Origin of the sequence: Pseudomonas sp. KCJK8993 (assembly GCF_046230915.1) — a bacterium.
Taxonomy (GTDB): Bacteria; Pseudomonadota; Gammaproteobacteria; order Pseudomonadales; family Pseudomonadaceae; genus Aquipseudomonas; species Aquipseudomonas piscis.
Window position 1 is genome coordinate 14,959 of the sequence record NZ_JBJJLO010000044.1, and the last position, 14,877, is coordinate 29,835.

16 protein-coding genes are annotated in these 14,877 nt (G+C 64.3%); 11 read left to right on the top strand and 5 right to left on the bottom strand.

Going from position 1 to position 14,877, the window contains the following annotated elements; genetic code table 11:
• Positions 1-64 precede the first annotated feature (64 nt).
• Both ACK6AU_RS15865 and ACK6AU_RS15870 read left to right on the top strand, forming a co-directional pair.
• A complete protein-coding gene (locus ACK6AU_RS15865; protein WP_185699443.1) occupies positions 65-724 on the top strand; it encodes a carbonic anhydrase in 660 nt (219 codons plus the stop codon).
• A gap of 663 nt (positions 725-1,387) precedes the next feature.
• Positions 1,388-1,897 carry a ProQ/FINO family protein gene (locus ACK6AU_RS15870; RefSeq protein ID WP_022639183.1) on the top strand — a complete coding sequence of 170 codons (510 nt, stop codon included), beginning with the start codon at positions 1,388-1,390 and terminating at the stop codon, positions 1,895-1,897.
• Between the two features lie 250 nt (positions 1,898-2,147).
• Here ACK6AU_RS15870 and ACK6AU_RS15875 read toward each other — a convergent pair whose 3' ends face one another.
• Positions 2,148-3,158 carry an AraC family transcriptional regulator gene (locus ACK6AU_RS15875; protein ID WP_022639182.1) on the bottom strand — a complete coding sequence of 337 codons (1,011 nt, stop codon included), beginning with the start codon at positions 3,156-3,158 and terminating at the stop codon, positions 2,148-2,150.
• A 169-nt stretch (positions 3,159-3,327) separates the two neighbouring features.
• Here ACK6AU_RS15875 and ACK6AU_RS15880 point away from each other — a divergent pair, with 169 nt between their 5' ends.
• The 5 genes from ACK6AU_RS15880 to ACK6AU_RS15900 all read left to right on the top strand — a co-directional run bounded on the left by ACK6AU_RS15880 (position 3,328) and on the right by ACK6AU_RS15900 (position 8,319).
• Entirely contained in the window at positions 3,328-4,170 is an 843-nt protein-coding gene (locus ACK6AU_RS15880) for an SDR family NAD(P)-dependent oxidoreductase (RefSeq protein WP_409299961.1), read from the top strand.
• Positions 4,171-4,306: 136 nt separating this feature from the next.
• On the top strand, positions 4,307-5,251 hold the full coding sequence (locus ACK6AU_RS15885) for an alpha/beta hydrolase (RefSeq protein WP_409299963.1): 945 nt from the start codon (positions 4,307-4,309) through the stop codon (positions 5,249-5,251).
• Between the two features lie 47 nt (positions 5,252-5,298).
• Entirely contained in the window at positions 5,299-6,138 is an 840-nt protein-coding gene (locus tag ACK6AU_RS15890) for an SDR family NAD(P)-dependent oxidoreductase (protein WP_409299965.1), read from the top strand.
• A 125-nt stretch (positions 6,139-6,263) separates the two neighbouring features.
• Positions 6,264-7,130 (top strand): SDR family NAD(P)-dependent oxidoreductase, encoded by an 867-nt coding sequence (locus ACK6AU_RS15895; RefSeq protein ID WP_185699439.1) that lies wholly within the window; start codon positions 6,264-6,266, stop codon positions 7,128-7,130.
• Between the two features lie 82 nt (positions 7,131-7,212).
• A complete protein-coding gene (locus ACK6AU_RS15900; protein ID WP_185699438.1) occupies positions 7,213-8,319 on the top strand; it encodes a YheT family hydrolase in 1,107 nt (368 codons plus the stop codon).
• Between the two features lie 266 nt (positions 8,320-8,585).
• Here the strand turns inward: ACK6AU_RS15900 and ACK6AU_RS15905 are convergent, their stop codons facing one another.
• The gene (locus tag ACK6AU_RS15905; RefSeq protein WP_409299968.1) at positions 8,586-9,500 is read right to left on the bottom strand and encodes a LysR family transcriptional regulator; all 915 of its coding nucleotides are present in this window, start codon (positions 9,498-9,500) and stop codon (positions 8,586-8,588) included.
• Between the two features lie 137 nt (positions 9,501-9,637).
• Between ACK6AU_RS15905 and ACK6AU_RS15910 the strand changes: the two genes are divergently transcribed.
• Both ACK6AU_RS15910 and ACK6AU_RS15915 read left to right on the top strand, forming a co-directional pair.
• Positions 9,638-10,582, top strand: a complete 945-nt coding sequence (locus ACK6AU_RS15910) for an alpha/beta hydrolase (protein WP_409299970.1) — start codon at positions 9,638-9,640, stop codon at positions 10,580-10,582.
• A 230-nt stretch (positions 10,583-10,812) separates the two neighbouring features.
• The gene (locus tag ACK6AU_RS15915) at positions 10,813-11,520 is read left to right on the top strand and encodes a haloacid dehalogenase type II (RefSeq protein ID WP_409299972.1); all 708 of its coding nucleotides are present in this window, start codon (positions 10,813-10,815) and stop codon (positions 11,518-11,520) included.
• A 17-nt stretch (positions 11,521-11,537) separates the two neighbouring features.
• Here the strand turns inward: ACK6AU_RS15915 and ACK6AU_RS15920 are convergent, their stop codons facing one another.
• From ACK6AU_RS15920 to ACK6AU_RS15930, 3 genes are all read right to left on the bottom strand, one after another.
• Complete coding sequence (locus ACK6AU_RS15920; RefSeq protein WP_409299974.1) at positions 11,538-12,095, bottom strand: hypothetical protein; 558 nt, start codon at positions 12,093-12,095, stop codon at positions 11,538-11,540.
• A 145-nt stretch (positions 12,096-12,240) separates the two neighbouring features.
• Positions 12,241-12,450: a hypothetical protein gene (locus ACK6AU_RS15925; protein WP_185699434.1), complete on the bottom strand. Its 210-nt coding sequence runs from the start codon at positions 12,448-12,450 to the stop codon at positions 12,241-12,243.
• 75 nt (positions 12,451-12,525) lie between these two features.
• Entirely contained in the window at positions 12,526-12,828 is a 303-nt protein-coding gene (locus ACK6AU_RS15930; RefSeq protein WP_185699433.1) for a hypothetical protein, read from the bottom strand.
• Positions 12,829-12,968: 140 nt separating this feature from the next.
• Here ACK6AU_RS15930 and ACK6AU_RS15935 point away from each other — a divergent pair, with 140 nt between their 5' ends.
• Entirely contained in the window at positions 12,969-13,358 is a 390-nt protein-coding gene (locus tag ACK6AU_RS15935; protein ID WP_409299976.1) for a hypothetical protein, read from the top strand.
• Positions 13,359-13,367: 9 nt separating this feature from the next.
• Positions 13,368-14,861, top strand: coding sequence for a UbiD family decarboxylase (locus tag ACK6AU_RS15940; protein WP_409300001.1), 1,494 nt, complete (start codon positions 13,368-13,370; stop codon positions 14,859-14,861).
• The last annotated feature ends 16 nt before the right edge of the window (positions 14,862-14,877 follow it).

Consider the following 14,877-nt stretch of genomic DNA (forward strand, 5'->3'; position numbering starts at 1 on the left):
CTGCGGCGCGATGGCCTATCGAGTGCTTTGCGCCAACATCTGGTATTTGGGTTCGGAGGACTCCATGCGTGACATCATCGACGGCTTTCTGCGCTTTCAGCGCGAGGTTTATCCGCAACGCATCGAGCTTTTCAAGCAGCTCGCGACGACACAGAACCCCAAGGCGTTGTTCGTCACCTGCTCGGACAGTCGTGTCGTACCTGAGCTCCTCACGCAGCGTGAGCCGGGCGAACTGTTCGTTATTCGCAACGCCGGCAACATCGTGCCGTCCTATGGTCCCGAGCCGGGCGGCGTTTCGGCCACTGTCGAATATGCAGTTGCAGTACTTGGGGTGCAGGACATCGTGATCTGTGGCCACTCGGACTGCGGAGCCATGGGTGCGATTTCACGCTGCACGTGCCTGGATCATCTTCCGGCGGTCGCCAACTGGCTACGCCACGCGGACGCCGCAAAAGCGATCAACGCGGCCCATGAGTTCGACACACCCAGCGCGAAGCTCGATGGCCTAGTGCGTGAGAACGTGATCGCACAACTGGCGAACCTGCGTACGCATCCATCCGTGGCACTGGCGCTCGAGCAGGGGCGCATGAACTTGCACGGCTGGGTCTACGACATCGAAGCGGGGGGAATCGATGCGCTTGATGGCGCGACGCGCAAGTTCGTACCACTTGCCGATTCGCCGACCACCGTTGCGATCTCTGCGCGAAATGGCAGACAGATGTAATGGCGACAAACGAGTGAGGAGTACGTTGTAGGTGTGGCTCTGCCAACCCTTGATGACAATGACCTGGGCTGGTCCAGCACCATGGTCCTGGTGTCGATGGGCCCCCTAGTCGGCTGGTGCCTGGCGAAGAATGGATCAACCGTTTTCGGCGTACCGATGCGCAGATCGCCAGGCCGTTCGCGCGAATCATCTTTCTTTGCGACCATCGCCAGGATATCGCCGGCCTGCAGACACCAGCGCTCATCGCGCACTATTGCGACGAGACCCTGTGGCGCTGTAACCCAGGTGCTCTGCCATGGGTTGGGATATGACCAGGCCTGCCTGGGTGAATATCCCTTCGAACAACTGCTGACGCTCGGCAGCCGGCTGTCCAGCGCATCCACCGGACCCTGTTGAGAAGATGCAGGGTTCGCTAGCCGAGCTGAAGCAGGCCGATGAGCGTGTTGGCCCGTTGCCTCTCTTCGAGCAGGAGTCGCTCCTTGCCGGCGCCAGGTACTTTCGCCATTGCGGGCGATGGCCCAGAAGGTGGGGCATGAGAACCGAGTTCTTGAGGCCAGCTGCCGCTCGGAATGCAATGTTGATTTCGTTGTTGGTTTAGGCTGCTCCAAACGACTGCTTGGGGTAATCTTGCGCCACGAATCAACCATGAAGCTGAAATGAACGATGGGTTTTGAGCAACTAGCTGAGCTACGTGACCGCCTGCGGGCTGAACAACAGCAGGTAAAAACTGAAAGCAGCAAACAGGGTAAGCGCAAGCCTGCGCCGCACACCAAGCCCCGTGAGCAAGATCCTGCGGTAGAGGCCATCTGGCGATTGCAGAAGCACTTTCCACTGGCCTTTCCGGTCAATCCGGCGCCCAAGGTTCCGCTCAAGGAGGGCATCTTCAAGGATGCCGAGCAGCACCTGGAACTGCTCGGCCTGACCAGCGAGCAGCTCAAGCTGGGTATCGCTACCTGGTGCAAGGGCAGTCGCTACTGGACCTGCATGACCCAGGATGCGCCGCGGCTCGACCTGGATGGCCAGGCTGCTGGTACGGTCACCGCCTCCCAGGCGCTGCATGCCAGGCAGCAGGCCTCACGCCAGCGTGGACAAGCGCGACGCAAGCAGTCCAAGCCCAAGGAACGTCCCCAGGAGCAGGGGACAGAGGACGCCACGGAACAAGTCGTGGGCTGAAGCCTCTCTGGGCCCCGCTCGTACGGCCACGGCCTTGAGCTTTCGGCACGCTGCCCGCAATGGGCAGCGTGATGCCGGTTGGCCGAGGGTGAAAGCGCTTGATGGCAGATGAGCGCTATACCGGTATTTCCATGAATCGCTGGGTACGTCAGCGACCCCGGGCCTACCTTTCATGCCTGGCCTGTGTCGTCAGGCGAAGGGCCCGGACGCGAATGCCCGGGCTGCCTTGAAGCAAGGGCCGGCATTCTTCCTAGGAGCGCTGGTTCTGCCGGGCTTCAAGCGGCGTTTGCCCACTCCACTCCTTGAATGCCCGGGTGAAGGCGCTGTGCTCCGAATACCCCAGGAGCATGGCGATATCGACGATCTGCAGGCGCGGGTCGCGCAGGTATGACAAGGCCAGTTCATGGCGGACCAGGTTCAGTTCGCCGCGAAAAGTGGTGCCGGTCTCTTGCAGGCGCCGTTGCAGGGTCCGCGGGGAGAGACGAAGCCGGGCCCCGATTCGCTCGATGCTTGGTTCACCCTCGTGCAGCTCCCTGGAAATGGTCTTGCGTACCTGCTCCACCATCTCGTCCTGCTGTGGCAGTTGTGCCAGGAGCCGGTCCGCATGCTGTTCCAGCAATGTGATCAGCGCCGGGTCAGGGCTTTTCAGCGGCATCGCCAGCACATCCGGGGCAAAGCGCATCACCGCTTGCGCCTGGGCAAAACGCACGGGGCAGCCAAAGAATTCTTCATAAGGGCCAGGGTCAGTGGGACCTTGATGATTGAAGTCGATCTGGATCGGATCGACCGCGCCAACGACCAGGTCGCGGCAGAACTGGACCATCGCCACGATTCCCGTTTCATTGACCAAGGGACCGGGCTGGTACTCGCTGGTGTCCCAGACGATTTCCACCCAGCCCTGTCCTTCACGGCGGTACATCGGCAGGACATCGAACACCAGGCGCAGATAACGCTCCAGGCGCGCCAGGGCCGCTTCGAGGGTGTTGCAGGCCAGGAGCACCGAACCGAGCACTCCAAAGTGTCGGGCGCTGATCGTCCGGCCCAGGTGGATGCCCAGCAGCGGATCGCCCAACTGCCGCGCAGCCATGGCCAGCATATGTTCCCAGTGCTCGACGTCGACTCCTCCGGCGCCGTTCGGATCCGGCTGCGGCCAAGGTTCTTCGAGCACTGAAACCGGATCGTGTCCGTGGGCTTTCAGGTAGTCGTAAAGCAGTTGCACGTAGGTTTCTGGAACCACGCGCCGGTGCAGTGGCTGGCTCATGCGAGCTCTCGATTGTTGTTTGGCGCAAAGTGTCAAGCCGTGCGACGGGTAGCGTCAAGCCGTTCTTTGGGGAGTGGTCAAGAATGCCCATACACGCTGCTTCGAGCGCGATGCGCTGCTGAACAGAGTGCTTGCCCACCCCTCCCCGAGACTTGCTGAAGGTGCTGCCATGAACAACTACGACCTCAAAGGCCGCGTGATCGCCATCACCGGCGCCACAGGAGGACTGGGTAGAGCCGCGGCCCAGGCGCTGCGGGGCAGGGGGGCCAAGCTGGCATTGCTGGACCTGGATCTTGAGGTCCTGGATAAACAGGCCGCGACCTTGGGTAAGCCCGATGAGGTGGCGGGCTGGGTCGCTGACGTGCGCTCGCTGCATAGCCTGGAGACGGCCCTGGCGGCCGTTGCGCAGCACTTCGGGGGAGTCGACGTGGTGGTGGCGGCCGCCGGCGTGGCTACCCAGGAAAGCATGGAGTCCATGAGCCCGGAGGTTTTCGAGCGGACTATCGATATCAACCTCAACGGCGTGTGGCGGACCTTCCGCGCGGCGCTTCCCCATGTGAGGAAACGCCAGGGTTACTTGTTGGCCGTCTCGTCCATGGCTGCCTTCGTGCATTCGCCGCTGAACGCCCATTACTGCGCCAGCAAGGCTGGCGTCTGGGCCATGTGCGACAGCATTCGCCTGGAGTTGGCGCAGTTGCGGGTAGGGGTCGGGTCTCTTCACCCGACGTTCTTCATGACACCCATGATGGATGCCGCGCTCCAGGGGCGTTGCAGTGCGCTGGTCTGGAACAACCACCAGGGGCTCTGGAAATTGGTGTCGCTGGAGCAGGTGGTCGCGGCGCTGGTCGACTGCATCGGGCGTCGGCGCGACACGGTCACCGTGCCGGGGAGCAACAGCCTGGTAGCCAAGGCGCCCGGGCTGCTACGGCGGATCATCGAGCGCATTGGCTTCGACCCTGACCGCGTCGCCAAGGCTGTCAGAGAGCAGGCCAATCCCCCGGAGGCAGGCTAACCGCACGCGCCTGCCGGGCCGCAGCCCACTGTGTTGTTGGCGTGAACTGATAAGCGGCCCGGCGGATAGCGTCAAGCAGGGCCGTTTTACCTTGCCAACAATGCAATCACGCCAGCTATTCCAACGGAAGCGAACCATGAGCGATATCAGTGAATCCCCGGTCTCGACAACGCTGCACTTCTACTCCAATGCCACTCGCTGCGTAGCCGACTTCTATCGGCCGGCAGGTGCCGGCCCGTTCCCTGTGGTGGTGATGGGCCACGGGCTGGGCGGCACCCGGGGAATGCGTATTCCTGCTTTCGCTCAACGCTTCGTGGCGGCCGGGTACGCCTGCCTGGCCTTTGATTACCGGCACTTTGGCGACAGCGATGGCGAGCCTCGCCAATTGCTGGATATCAAGCGCCAGCTGGAGGATTGGCATGCCGCGCTTGCCCACGCTCGAAGCCTTGCGCAGGTGGACCCGGAGCGTGTGGCGATCTGGGGCACCTCCTTTGGTGGCGGGCATGTGCTGACGATCGCCGCCGAGGACCCGCGGGTGGCCGCAGTGATTTCCCAGTGCCCCTTCACCGATGGCCTGGCCTCCAGTCTCGTCACCCAGCCGCTGGTGTCCATCAAGCTCACCGCGCTGGCGGTGCTGGACCGCCTCGGCGCGATGCTCGGTGCCAGGCCGGTGATGGCCGCGCTCGCCGGCCAGCCGGGTGAGACGGCGTTCATGACTTCGCCCGATAGCTGGGGCGGGTACCACGGGCTGATCGCTCCCGGTGCCAGCAATCGCAACGAAATCGCCGCACGCTTCGCCCTGGACATCATCCGCTACTACCCCGGGCGCCGGACTCCCGCGATTCAAGCTCCCGTGCTGTTCAGCGTTTGCGACCCCGATAGCGTGGCTCCGGCCAAGGCGACCCTGCGACACGCCGGGCGCGCTCCGCATCACGAAATCAAGCGTTATCCCTACGGCCACTTCGCTATCTATGTCGGCAAGCCGTTCGAGGAAGTGGTGGCCGACCAGGTCGACTTCCTCCTGCGCACGGTCCCGGTGGCGCCAAAGAGCAATGAGCCTGAGCGGCGCTCCCTTGGATAACGCGGCCTGTGCACTCCCTGCATCCAAGACTCGCTAGGAAAGCAACCATGACCCGTTACGTACTCAGAGATCGCGTCATCGCCATCACCGGCGCCACCGGCGGCCTTGGCAGGGCCGCTGCCATCGCGCTGCGCGGGAAGGGGGCCAAGCTGGTCCTGTTGGACCTGGACCGCGACAGCCTCAATGCCCTGGCAATCGATCTGGGCGGTCCCGGCGTTGCCGCTGGCTGGGTGGCCGACGCGTGTTCGCTGCAGAGTCTGGAGGCGGCGCTCAAGCATGCGGCAGGGCATTTTGGCGGCATCGATGTGGTGATCGCCGGGGCGGGCATCGGCTCTCCCGAATCGCTGGAGTCCATGGAACCCGCCGCCTTCGACCGGGTTGTCGATATCAACCTCAACGGCGTCTGGCGCACCTTCCGTGCCGCTCTGCCGTATGTAAAGGCGCGCCAGGGTTACCTGCTGGCCATCTCCTCGATGGCGGCGTTCGTGCATTCGCCCCTGAACGCGCACTACACCGCCAGCAAGGCTGGGGTCTGGGCCCTGTGCGACAGCATTCGCCTGGAGCTCAAGCCCCAGGGCGTCGGGGTGGGGAGTTTTCATCCGACGTTCTTCCAGACGCCGATGATGGAGGCGGTCATCGATCATCCGTGCAGCGCCCTGGTGTGGAACAACCACCGGGGCATCTGGAAGTTCGTGGCGCTGGACCAGGTGGTTGCTTCCCTCGTCGACTGCATCGAGCGCCGGCGTGACCTGGTCACGGTGCCGAGCAGCAACGGCATGGTCGCCAAAACATGCGGTCTGCTGCGGCGCTTGATCGAGCGGATCGGCTTCGAGCCAAGCAAGGTGGCTGAAGCGGTACGACTCACGAACACCCGCAAGACGTCCTGAGCACCGCAGGCCGGCGCTGTCCCGTGGGTCATGACCTCGATGGCGGGGCGGGGTACTGGCTGGCAGCCAGGTCGTAGGCAAGGCGGCGCGGCAGTTTCCCGACCCAACAACAAGAGACAGACAGCATGAACTACGACCTTCACGGCAAAGTTGTCCTGATCACCGGTGCGGCCGGCGGCATCGGCTCCGCCACCGCCCGGGAGCTGTATGTGCACGGCGCCAACCTGGTGCTGACCGATACCCGGCAGGAGGCGGTGGACCTGTTGGCCCAGGAGTTCGATGGCCAACGAGTGCTGGCCCTGGAGCTGGACGTGACCGACAGCGCGGCGTCCAGGCAGGTGGTACACCAGGCTGTGGAACGCTTTGGCCATCTGGATGTGGCCTTCGCCAACGCCGGCATTTCCTGGAAGGGTACGCCGGCGACCTTGCGCACCTGCGATGAGGATGAGTTCCGGCGCATCGTCGAAGTGGACCTGTTCGGCGTGTGGCATACGGTGCGCGCGGCATTGCCGGAAGTCGTGCGCAACCGCGGGCAGATCCTGGTCACTTCGTCGACCTACGCCTATCTCAATGGCATGGCCAATGCGCCCTACGCCTTGTCCAAGGCGGCAGTGGAGTCGCTGACTCGCTCGCTGCGCGCCGAGTTGGGCAGTACCGGCGCCACTGCCAGCGTGCTCTATCCGGGCTGGGTGAATACCGCCATCGCCAAGGTTGCCTTCGGTGGCAACGCCATCGCCACCAAGATGAACGAAATCGGGGTTGCGCCGTTCTTGAACCAGCCGGTGGGACCGGAAGTGATCGGCCGTGGCGTGGTGCGCGGACTGCGCAAGCGCCAGCCGCGCATCACCGCGCCTTTTCGCTGGGCGCCCATTTCGATCATGCGCGGCATCTTCAATGTGTTCACGGATTGGCATGTTGCGCGCGAACCTCGCCTACAGCGCTTGCTCCTGCAACTGGAAGAAGAGGTGGTGCGCAATCGGCCCCGGGGCTGAAGCCAGGTATTGACGTGGGGCCGGGTCTTGGCCAGCGTAGCGACCTGAACCTGTGTTGCACATTTTGATCGAGGGACTCTGGATGTCGATTTGGATCAGCACCTGTGCCGTGCTGGCTGTCGGGCTGGGTGCGTACTATCTGTTCACGGCCGCACGCAGGCCACAGTTGATCTACCAGCCCAACCCGCAGAACCAGGCGCTGATTGCCCAGGTACCGCGCTTGAGCCGACGCTTCTGGGCCACGCCCTGGTTGTTCAACGGTCACCTGCAACTGCTCGGGCTGGGGTTGAAGAAGGTCCTGGCTGCGCGCCTGAGCTACGAGCATGTCGATACCTTGCGCATGGCCGATGGCGGCACCACCGCGCTGCACTGGCTTGGCTGCGATCTGCCGGAGCAGGTCCCGACCCTGGTGGTGCTGCATACCATCACCGGCTCGCCACACAGCATGCGTGGCTTCGTCCGTGATCTTAGGCGGCTCACCGGCTGGCGCGTGGTGCTATGCGAGCGTCGCGGCCACGGCCAGTTGCCGCTGACCAGCCCGCGTTTCAACACCATGGGTGATACCGCCGATCTGCGCGAACAACTGCGGCTGATCGCCGAGCGCTACCCGCAATCGGCGCTGTACGCTGCCGGCATCTCCGCCGGCACCGGCTTGCTGATCCGCTACCTGGGCGAGCAGGGCGCCGATACGCCGTTGCGGGGCGCCTTCGCCTATTGCCCGGGCTACGACATCCGCGTGGCTTTCGGCCGTGCACGTGCGCCCTATACCCGCTTGATGGCCAGGAAACTGGTGCGCCAGTTCGTGGCCCCCAATCGCCAGGCGCTGGCGCACTTGCCCAGCCTGGCGGCCCTGGAGGGTGCGCAGAGCCTGGATGAGTTCCACCGGCACCTGTACGAGTGCGCGGGTTATCCCACCCAGCAAGCCTTCCTCGAGGCCTGCAACCCGATGCTGGTGATGGAGACCGTGACCATCCCGCTGCTGGTGCTCAACGCCGAGGATGATCCGGTCTGCGTACTGGGTAACGTGCGCGATCACCAGAACGCCCTGTCACGCATGCCCAGGACGTTGTTGGCCGTTACCCGGCGAGGCAGCCACTGCGCTTATCTCGCAGGCTTTACGGCGCGTTCATGGGCGCATCACCTGGCGGCCGATTTCCTGCGGGCGGTGCATGGGCAACCCCGCCCCTGATCAGCTCCCGCTTCGTTCAAATGTGCAGCGCCGGGCCTGTGGCCGCGCCATGTCGCGGCCACAGGCCGGTATGGGCAAGCACGCAGCCGCACATGCCGATGACGATTCCCGGGCGCCGGAGCAAGTCCACTCCGATGCCGTGCGGGCCATCTTGGGTGGCGCCATGCGCATCAGCGTGAACCATTGGAAGTCCCATGTGCCTGGCGGCCCACAGCAGGGCCTTCAAGCGCATCAATGGTCAGCCGCCGGGAGCCATTCGGCACACCTCAGGTCGATAACGCTGTGGCCTGTGGTTTGTGGCGCAATGCCTCGAGCAGCAGGGTAAAGGCTGCCGATGGGTGACGGCGGCTGGGGTAGTACAGGTAATAGGGTTCGAATGTCTTGCGCCATTGCGGCAGCACTTCGACGAGCTGCCCGCTCTCCAGGGCATCACTGACGTAGGCCAGGGGCAGGTACGCCAGGCCCAGGCCGTGCAAGGCAGCTTCGCGCGCCGAGGCGATGCTGTTGCTGATGAACTGGCCCTCGACCCGGACCCGTTGCTCCTGACCCGTCTTGGCGAACACCCAGGCGAAGTGCTCGCCATGGGTGGGCAGGCGCAGATTGATGCAGGCGTGGTCGGTCAGGTCTCGCGGCTGCTGCGGCGCTTGGCGCTGCGCGAGGTAGGCGGGCGAGCCCACCACGCTCATCGGGTGCGGTGCACTGATGTTCACCGCAATCATGTCCTTGGCCACCAACCCGCCCCGGCGCACACCGGCATCGTAGCGGCCACTGATGATATCGGTCAGGCCGTAGTCGACGGTGAGTTCGACGTTGATATCCGGGTATTGCGGCAGGAAGTGCCTGAGCGCCGGTTGCAGCACGCTGTGCACCGCGTATTCATCGGCACTGATGCGGATGGTGCCCGAGGGCTTGTCCCGCAGCTCGGTGACTTTCTCCAGCCCCGCGTGGATCTGGCCCACCGCCGGCCCGATGAGCAGCAGCAAGCGCTCGCCTGCCGGCGTCACCGATACGCTGCGGGTGGTGCGAGCGAACAGTGGCAAGCCGAGGCTTTCCTCCAGCCCGCGGATGACTTGGCTCAGGGCCGATTGCGAAATGCCCAGCCGCGCGGCTGCGCGGGTGAAGCTGGCTTCTTCCGCTACCGCGAGGAAAGCTTCCAGGTCTCGAAGTCGATGCCCTTGCATTTATCAAGCCTGCTTATGACTGAATGCTGATTCTGAAGGATTATCAATAGACCGCTCAAGGCCTAACCTGCAGGGCACACGGCAACTGCCGAAGCAGGCATAACCCCGGTTGTCATCATCAATGCAAGGATCCGGTCATGAGCCACACGATTGAAACCGTCCAGTTCCGCAACCCAGGCATGGCCTGGCACATCGCCGCGGACCTGCACTTCCCACCCCAGTTCGACAGCGACAGGCAGTATCCGGCCATCATCAGCGCGCACCCCATCGGCAGTTGCAAGGAGCAGACCTCCGGCAATGTGTATGGCGCTGCTCTGGCCAAGGCGGGGTTCGTGGTGATCGCGTTCGACGCCAGCTACCAGGGCGCCAGCGGTGGCGAGCCGCGTTTGGTCGAGGACCCGGGGCAGCGCGTGGAAGACTTTCGCCAGGTGGTCGATTACCTGGTGACGCTGCCCTATGTCGATGCCGATCGCATCGGCGTGCTGGGCATTTGCGGTGGCGGCGGCTATGCCATCAGTGCGGTCAAGTCCGAACGGCGGATCAGGGCGGTGGCGAGCATCACCGGGGTCAATTTCGGACGCCTGAGCCGTGAGGGTTTTGGCGGCTACGATCCAATCGCTACGCTGGAAGCCATCGCGGCGCAGCGCACCGCCGAGGCCCGGGGTGGCCAAGGGCGGGTGGACGATGTGCTGCCGCCATCGGTGGCGGCGGCCAAGCAAGTCGGAATCAACGACATCGATGTTCTCGAAGCCACCGACTACTACAAGACTGCACGGGGCTGTGCCGAGCATGGCCCCACCAGATTCCTGTTTTCGCGTCGCGCGGCGGCGGTGGACTGGGACGCCTTCCACCTCGCCGAAGTGCTGTTGACCCAACCTTTGCTGCTGGTGATCGGTGACAGGCCCGGAGGCTTCGGGGCCTATCGTGACGGCCAGGAGCTCTATGGCCGCGCGGCCTCCAGAGACAAGGAACTGCTGGTCTTGCCCAATACCTCGCACTACGAGCTGTACGACCAGCCTGAAGCGACGGCAAGGGCGTTGGCCAGGGTAGTGCCGTTCTTCCGGGCACACCTGGCAGCTTGAGGGCGTTGCGCCTCGCGCTGGAAACCAGCAGGTTCCTTGCGGGTGAAGGGCTGTGGGCACGCTGTGTCACAAGCACCGTTGCTATGCTTGCTGCGCCCCGGCTGGAGCGTGCTGCGGCCGGCCAATGCCGCAACCGCCGCAGGGGCGTGCGTGTCGTCCGGCCTTGGAGCCACAAGTGCCCTGCGGCCAGGGCGTGGGAGGTTCGATCGCTCGCATGGAGGGAATAGGTGATGAGTTCGCTGCAAGCCTTGATTTTCGACGTCCAGGGAACCGTCTGCGATTTTCGCTCGAGCGTGGCCGAACAGGCCCGGCAGGTGGCAGGCGACCGCGGGGCGCACATTGATTGGGGGTGTTTCGTCGATGCCTGGCGGCGCAAGTACCGGCCGGCGCTGGATGGGATTCTTGCCGGTGCGCGGCCCTGGAGTTCGGTGGATCGCCTCTACCGGCAAGCCCTGGATGAGGTGATCGAGGCCCATGGGCTGCAATTCCTGACGCTTGATGAGCGCGAACGGATCAATTTTGCCTGGCAGGCCATCGCGCCCTGGCCCGATGCGGTTGCCGGACTGCGGCGACTGAAGCCGCGTTTCACTTTGGTGACCCTGTCCAATGCCGACGTCAGCGCGGTCATCAACATTTCCCGCAGTGGTGGCTTGCCCTGGGATGCCATTTTCGCCGCCGAGATGGCCGGCACCTTCAAGCCCGACCCACGCACCTACCAGATGGCCCTGCGCTACCTGGGCATCGGCGTCGGGAATGCGATGATGGTCGCCTGCCACAAGTACGATCTGCTGGCCGCCGGCGCCCTGGGGCTCAAGACCGCGTTTGTGGCCAGGCCCCTGGAGTTCGGTCCTGATGGCGATGTCGATACGGCGTTCGATGCAAGGTTCGACATCAACGCCCGGGACTTCCTGGACCTTGCCGATCAGCTCGGGTGCTGAATACGCCCCGTCGTCTTTCACGGTACAGGGTCGAGCATCGTATCCAGGTCAGGGTTCATTGTGCGGTCGGACGGATTGTCTTGCGGCTCCACGAACATCGCCTGGACGGCCTGGACCATCTGCACGTTGGACATCCTGCCGAGCGGCAGCATCCGGTTGTGGTCGCGGTTGCCCGGGGCGCAAACGAACGCGTAGCTGCGTTGGAGCCAATAGGCGGACTGTTGCGGATCGATCCAGCCACGGCTGGTGGTCGCGTCCTTGAAGGCGTAGTCGAGGCGCCGCATGTTCCTGGCGCTGTCCAGGCGCAGCTTGTGTTCCTGGCACTTGTACTGGATCTCGTAGGCCGTCAGTACCGGCATGGCCGGGTCTTCGAAGATCTGCATGATCATGGCCGACTGCACCCCTTCAGGGGTGTGCAGGATACCGGCGGCATCGGCAATGAACACCTCGTGGCGATAACGCTCCTGCTTGCCGTGGACTATCCAGTAATCGCCCGCGGTACCGGCCATGGCGCTGGCGCACAGCAGGCTGAGCGCCAGCAGCGAACGCCCGGCGCACGGCAGAGAGTTCGCCATGGGTGGTCCTTCCTTGGTGGTTCTGGTCACGCCCGCATCGGGGCGGCGGGACGGGACTATAGGCGGACCAGGGCAAAGGGGTCGACTAGCGCTGATGGGCTAATGGCGCTCTGCTTTCATGGATCTGGCGGGGAAACAGGCCTGGTCAATGGACCGTGACGGCCCTGCGGCTTTCACCGATGCGGATGCGATCCAGTGCCCGGTTCAGGGCGTCCAGGGCATTGATCAGCGCCTGCGCCTCGGCTTCCCGGCCATCTCCCCAAAGGCGTTCGGCCATCTTGTTGAGGGCCTGGATCGAGCGTTCGATATCGGCGGCGGTGGCGGTATTGGTCCTTGCGGGTGTTTTCCTGGACATTGGCTGAAATCTCTGGAGGTCGTGCTCACGACCAGGGGAACGGTGCAAAGGGTCTGGTGAAGGTGCGGGCGGTGTTCAGCCGCGCGCCGCATCACGGCGGCACTGCAGGGCCGCTGCCTGGAGGCTGGAATCGTCGCCGACATCGATGACGCTCACGCTGTCGCCGCCCAACTCGGCCGTTCGGTTGAAGGCCATGTTCAACGCATCGCCATTGGACGAACCCTTGACGGTGAAGGCCTTGAGCACCTTGCAGGCCTGGGCCGAGGCCGCGGTGACCAGGTTCACCTGGCGCCCGCCCTCGGTCAATTGCGTGGTGCATGCACAGAGCAGGGTCGCCATGACGAGGCCCGGGAGGGCGGTACTGAGGTGGCGCATCATCGAGAGTTCCTATGGGCTGGGCTGTGGCTTTATCTCATTAAACGCCGCCGATGCCTACAGCGGCCGTCAGGTGCAAAGAGTCAGGACAGTGCCGCACCGCGCGATGGTGAATGGCGATCGGTTACCCTTGCCAGCCAATCATGGGTTCTTTCAAGGGTATCGGCATGGGGCGCTTCCAGATCTTCAGTCATGGGCAGCTCATTGGCTGGTCCGACCTCGAACAGGGTGACCCGCCCATGGGCGTGGCTTTCGGGCTCTTCGTCCCGGGGCCTGGTTATGCCGCTATCCAGGAGCAGGTCCGGGCTTGCGCCGGGAATGACCAGGAGGCGTTCAAACTGACGGTGCAAGGCGCTGGCCCCCAGCAGATTCGCGCGGCCGGCCTGTGCATTCTCGATTACTCGGCCGATGCCGGGATCGACGCCATGGAGGTGCATGTGCTGGGCATCGAGTCGCCCACCTATGACGAGCTCTTCCCCGAACATGTCCTGGCCTACGAGCGCCAGTTCGTCCCATCTACCACAGGGAGTTGAAACATGAGCTTGCATGACTGCGCCGTGGACTTTCGGCACTTCATCGAGGAACTCAGGAGCAGAGGGGATCTGGTCGACGTCACTGTCGAAGTCGACGGCGACATGGAAATGGCCGCGATCACCCGGCGGGTATACGAAGAGCGCTTGCCCGCGCCGCTGTTCCATAACATTGCCGGCAATGCCCTGGGCGCGCGGGTGCTGGGAGCCCCGGCCGGCATGAGCGGCAAGCCGGGCGCCGAGTACGGGCGCCTGGCCCTGCATCTGGGGCTGGCGCAGACCAGCACCGCGCGAGACATCGTCGCCGCCATCCGCGCGGCGATGAAGGCCCGGCCCGTGGCCCCTCGCCATATGCCCGCGGGGCCGGTGCAACAGAACATCTGGCGCGGTGGCGAGGTGGACCTGACCCGCTTCGCTGCGCCCTTGCTCCATCAGCAAGATGGTGGGCGCTACTTGGGCACCTATGGTTTCCATATCGTCCAGTCGCCGGACCGTACCTGGGACAGTTGGGGCATCGGGCGCCTGATGCTGCTCGACAAGAACCGGCTCACCGGTCCGGCGATCCCCACGCAGCACATCGGCATGATCCGCCAGATGTGGACGCAGCAGAGCAAGGCCACTCCGTGGGCCATGGCCCTGGGCGCACCACCGGCGGCCGTGGCGGTGGCCGGCATGCCGCTGCCGGCCGGGGTGAGCGAGTCCGGGTATGTGGGGGCGCTGATGGGCCAGGGTATCGACCTGGTCCAGACCCAGACCAATGGCCTGTGGGTGCCGGCCCAGGCGGAGATCATCCTCGAGGGCGAGATCAGCCTCAGCGAGACGGCGCTGGAGGGCCCCATGGGCGAGTACCACGGCTACCAGCATCATGTGGGGCACCAACAGCCGGTGTTCCATGTCCATGCCGTGACCTTCCGCGACCGGCCGATCCTGCCGATCTGCGTGGCCGGGTTGCCGCCCGAGGAAAACCACACCATCTGGGGCACCATGATCTCGGCGCAGTTGCTGGAGCTACTGCAACAGGCCGGGCTTCCCGTGGACATGGTGTGGTGCTCGTACGAGGCAGCGAGTTGCTGGGCGGTGATCGCGGTGGACACCGTCGCCCTGGCGGCCCTGCACACCACGGCCAGGGCCTTCGCCGACCTGATCGCCCGGACGGTGTTCGACACCCACCCCGGCTACCTGATCCCCAAGCTGATCCTGGTGGGCAACGACATCGATATCACCGATATCGACCAGGTGGTCTGGGCGCTGGCCACGCGCTCGCATCCGGCCCATGACCATTTCAGCTATCCGCAGCAGCGCGAGTTTCCCATGGTGCCTTACCTGAATGAGGCCGACAGGACCCGGGGCAGCGGTGGCAAGGCGGTGATCAATTGCCTGTTTCCCGAGCAGTTCCGCGGGCAGATGCGGGCCGGCACCGCCTCGTTCAAGCATTCGTTCCCGCCGGCGCTGCAGGATCAGGTCAAGCAGCGCTGGGCCGAGTATGGCTACCGCGAGCGCACCTGAGACAGCGACCGTGCCA